This is a genomic window from Azohydromonas lata (assembly GCF_034427735.1).
Taxonomy (GTDB): Bacteria; Pseudomonadota; Gammaproteobacteria; order Burkholderiales; family Burkholderiaceae_C; genus Azohydromonas; species Azohydromonas lata.
Genome location: NZ_JAXOJX010000149.1, coordinates 1 through 3,650, shown reverse-complemented (window position 1 = coordinate 3,650; position 3,650 = coordinate 1). Strand labels below are relative to the sequence as shown.

Below are 3,650 nucleotides of genomic sequence, written 5' to 3'. Positions count from 1 at the left end.
GGAGCCCGGCACCGCCGCCGTGCTCGTGACCAGCGCGCGCCTGCCCCAGCGCGAGGACTTGCCGCTGCGCCATGCCTGGGTGGCGGCGCAAGAGGGCAAGGTGCTGGACCGCAACGTCCCCACGCCGGCTGGCGCGGCTTCAGCCCACCCCGAATGGCACTTCGAGCCCGCGCGCAAGCAGCGCCGTGCACTGGCGCCCGTCTCCAACGAGAGCGGTGCCGCGCGCATGGCCAAGGCCACGGGCACGGCGGACACGGGCAAGAAAAGCGGCGCCGTCATCCGCGACGGCTCGGCCATGGAGAAGGCGCAAGCCCTGCTGGACCATTTGCGCAAGCTGGCCCTGGTGCAGGCGCCGAACTGATTCTGGCGAAACCCGGGTCGAGCCCCGGGAAAATTCTTGAGGCTATTTAGCTAGCCCGGCCGGCCACCCTGCGTGGTCGGCCGGGTTTTTGCTTTCTGATACGCCACTTGCAATTGGCGCGACCTTTATGCCGGCGCCATAAAGTCTTGCGCGTGCAAAAGCAAATTATCGCTACTTATCACAGATCAAGCACAACAAGCAAGTAAATAATCAAATTTCCAGGCTTATGGCTGGGAATTTGGTGTAATTCCCTGTATTCAGGCGGACTAAATTCCTGTGAAATTCAGGTTGCAGCGGCACTGCACTGGTGCAGCCTGCACCGCCAAGTGGCCTCAATGTTTGATCACGGACACGGATGATGGTGCAAAAAACCCATCCAGGCGGCAAATCAAGGCGTTTCCAACAGTCTTTGAGGAGTTTGGCGTTGGCATAGGTCTTGCGCTTTGACCTGTGTCTACCCGGGGGCAAATTTGAAGTCCATGTCATCCGGGGTCTTCATTCGACGCTGAGACAACTTCGTCTCTCCACGAGCTTTCAAACCGCAACATATTCAGGTTGAAAGCTGTCAGTAGGGGCAAAGCAAGCGTCCAGTCGCACAGCAGTTCATCCGACGACAAAGGTCCCACGCCATGGTTGCATCCTCGATTCCCGATCCCAAGGTTAGGCATTTTGGTTTTTTGCTGCTTGAAAATTATTCGATGATTGCCTTCACCAACGCGGTGGAGGTGCTGCGCATGGCCAACCTTCTGAGCCGGCAGCAGCTCTATACCTGGACCGTGGTATCGGCCAATGGTTCCCAATCCGCCGCCAGCAATGGTTTGACGGTAGCGGATTCAGGCGATCTGCAGTCCCTGGATGCGTGCGACCTGGTATTTGTCTGCGGCGGCGTGGAGGTTCAAAAGGCGATTTCCGACAGCGTGGTCCAGGATTTGCGCCGCCGCGTCGCGCGCGGCCAGGCCCTGGGCGCGCTGTGCACGGGCACCCACGCGCTGGCTGCCGCCGGCGTGTTGGATGGTTATCGCTGTGCCGTGCATTGGGAGAATCTGGTGGCGCTGCGCGAATCCCATCCCAAGGTGCATTTCGCTCTGGAAGTGTTCGTGATCGACCGTGAGCGCGTCACCGCCTCCGGCGGCATCGCGCCCCTGCACCTGATGATTCACATGGTCCGCGCCCACCACGGCAACAAGCTGGCCATGGCGATTTCGGAACAATTCATCGTCGATCGCGTGCGCGACCAGTCCGACCAGCAAAAACTCCCCCAGCCGGAATTCGTCGGCCCCGGCTACGAACACCTGGTGGAGGCGGCCGAGCTGATGTCGGCCAACATCGAGGAGCCGCTGACGCTGTCGGAAATCGCGGATGCAGCCGGTATTTCGCTGCGCCAGTTGGAGCGCCTGTTCCACCGCTACTACAACGTCACGCCCGCGCAGCATTATTTGACGCTGCGTTTGCGGCGCGCGCGGGAATTGCTGTCGCATACCAGCGCGCCCATCATGCAAATCACCGTCGCCTGCGGCTTCCAGACGGCTTCCCATTTCTGCAAGGCCTATCGGGCCCTGTTCGGACATTCTCCCAGCGAGCACCGCCGCCAGGGCGGCAGCCAGGGATTGGTGCACGTGGGCGTATCGGCAGATACCGCCGCCCGCCGCCCGCCATCCAGGGCTGCTGTGAGCATGCCGATGTACGTGTCCTGACCGCCGTCATTTCCGCAACCAGCGGATCAAATCTCCAAGCCGCCCGCAAGGGCGGCTTTTTTATTTGTCTGCGCGGTGTGGGTACAAAAGGCTGGACATTTGTTGCCTGCCCATAAAAAAGGCCGCGACATTGCTGTCGCGGCCATGAACGTTGGGCGCTCTTGCCGCCCAATCACCCCGAGATATTCACAAGGACGCCACGGCCTGCGGCTGGCCACCCTTGAAGCCATAAACGCTCACCGGCGATGATTTCAGGTCGTGCTTGTCGGTGAAGGAATACTCGCCGGCCACCCCCTGGTAAGCGCCCTTGGCCAGGAATTCACTCAATTTGCCGGGGTCGGTGGAGCCGGTTTTCTGCATGGCGTCGGCCAGCAGCATCGCGGCGTCATAAAAGGACACGGCGTAGGTCAGCGGGTCGCGGTTGTAGGCGGCCTTGTATTTGGCTGCAAAGGCGCGGCCGGCATCGGCTTGGCCCAATATCACGCCGGCCTGCGTGCACAGCACATTCCCGTCAGCCACGTTGCCGCTGAGCCGGCTGGTCTCGGTGGTGCAAATGCCGTCGCCGCCCAACAATTTGGCGTTGATACCCAGCGACACCATCTGGCGCAGCATGGGGCCGGCCTGCGAGGAATAGCCGCCATAAAACACCGCGTCCGGTTTGGCGCTGCGTATGGAGGTCAGGATGGAGGTGAAATCCGTGGCCTTGTCGGTGGTGAATTCCTGCTTCACGACGTTCATGCCCTGGCGCTTGGCTTCGGCCATGAACTCGGCCACCAGGCCCTGGCCGTAAGCGGTGCGGTCGTCGATCACCGCCACGTTCTTGGCCTTCATGTCCTTGGCGGCGTAGGCCGCCATGGCAATGCCGACCTGCGCGTCGTTCACGCCAACGCGGAACAGCCGCGGATAGCCCAATTGCGTCACCTTGGGGTTGGACGCCACGGTGAGCATGAGCATGCCCGCCTCGTTGTAGACGCGGCCCGCGGGGATGGCCACGCCGGAGTTGTACGGGCCCACGACGTAATGGACCTTGGCGTCCGCCAGCACCTGCGCAACGGCCACGCCCTGGCGGGGATCGGCGCCGTCGTCCTGCGCCACCACCTCGAACGTCACCTTCTTGCCGGCCACCTGCACGCCCTTGGCGTTGAGCTCCTTTACCGCCAGCAGCAGGCCGTCGCGGTTGTCCACGCCGTAGGCCGCTTGGCCGCCGGACAGCGGGCCGGTGAAGCCGATCTTCACCACCTCCTGCGCTTGCGCGGCGAAGGATGCAGCGGCCAGCGCCAGCGGCGCGAGCAGGGTGGCGCACAGCGCCGCGCTTGACTTCTTGGGAGCCTGTTTCATGGCTGGAGTCCTCTCCTTGTGACGGTGATCGGGATCAGGCCGGCTGCAGATGGCGCTTGGTCGGCTCGGACGTTCCGGCCAGCAGCGGCGACAGCAGCGGATCGGCGCAGCGGCGCGGCTCCACGAGCTGCAGCCCGTAGGGCCGCGCCGTGCGCTCGATGAGCTTCCAGATGTAGTCCGCAAAGCTGCGCCGGAACACCAGCGCCACACCCTGCGCGTCGCTGCGCAGCACGGTGAAGCTGGCCTTGCTGATCACG

General features: G+C 62.9%; 4 protein-coding genes. 2 read left to right on the top strand and 2 right to left on the bottom strand.

Going from position 1 to position 3,650, the window contains the following annotated elements; genetic code table 11:
• Positions 1-361 (top strand): hypothetical protein (locus SM757_RS34565; protein ID WP_322468803.1); only part of this gene is annotated, 361 nt, incomplete at its 5' end.
• Positions 362-990: 629 nt separating this feature from the next.
• Positions 991-2,055 (top strand): GlxA family transcriptional regulator, encoded by a 1,065-nt coding sequence (locus tag SM757_RS34560; protein ID WP_322468802.1) that lies wholly within the window; start codon positions 991-993, stop codon positions 2,053-2,055.
• A 186-nt stretch (positions 2,056-2,241) separates the two neighbouring features.
• Here SM757_RS34560 and SM757_RS34555 read toward each other — a convergent pair whose 3' ends face one another.
• A complete protein-coding gene (locus tag SM757_RS34555; RefSeq protein ID WP_322468801.1) occupies positions 2,242-3,393 on the bottom strand; it encodes a branched-chain amino acid ABC transporter substrate-binding protein in 1,152 nt (383 codons plus the stop codon).
• A gap of 34 nt (positions 3,394-3,427) precedes the next feature.
• Positions 3,428-3,650, bottom strand: a 223-nt coding sequence (locus tag SM757_RS34550; RefSeq protein ID WP_322468800.1) for a hypothetical protein, incomplete at its 5' end; no start/stop codon positions are given.

What these genes read in the sequence shown, in the direction of transcription:
- SM757_RS34560 (WP_322468802.1), top strand. Translation starts at nt 991, where the DNA reads ATGGTTGCATCCTCGATTCCCGATCCCAAGGTTAGGCATTTTGGTTTT.
- SM757_RS34555 (WP_322468801.1), bottom strand. Translation starts at nt 3,393, where the DNA reads ATGAAACAGGCTCCCAAGAAGTCAAGCGCGGCGCTGTGCGCCACCCTG.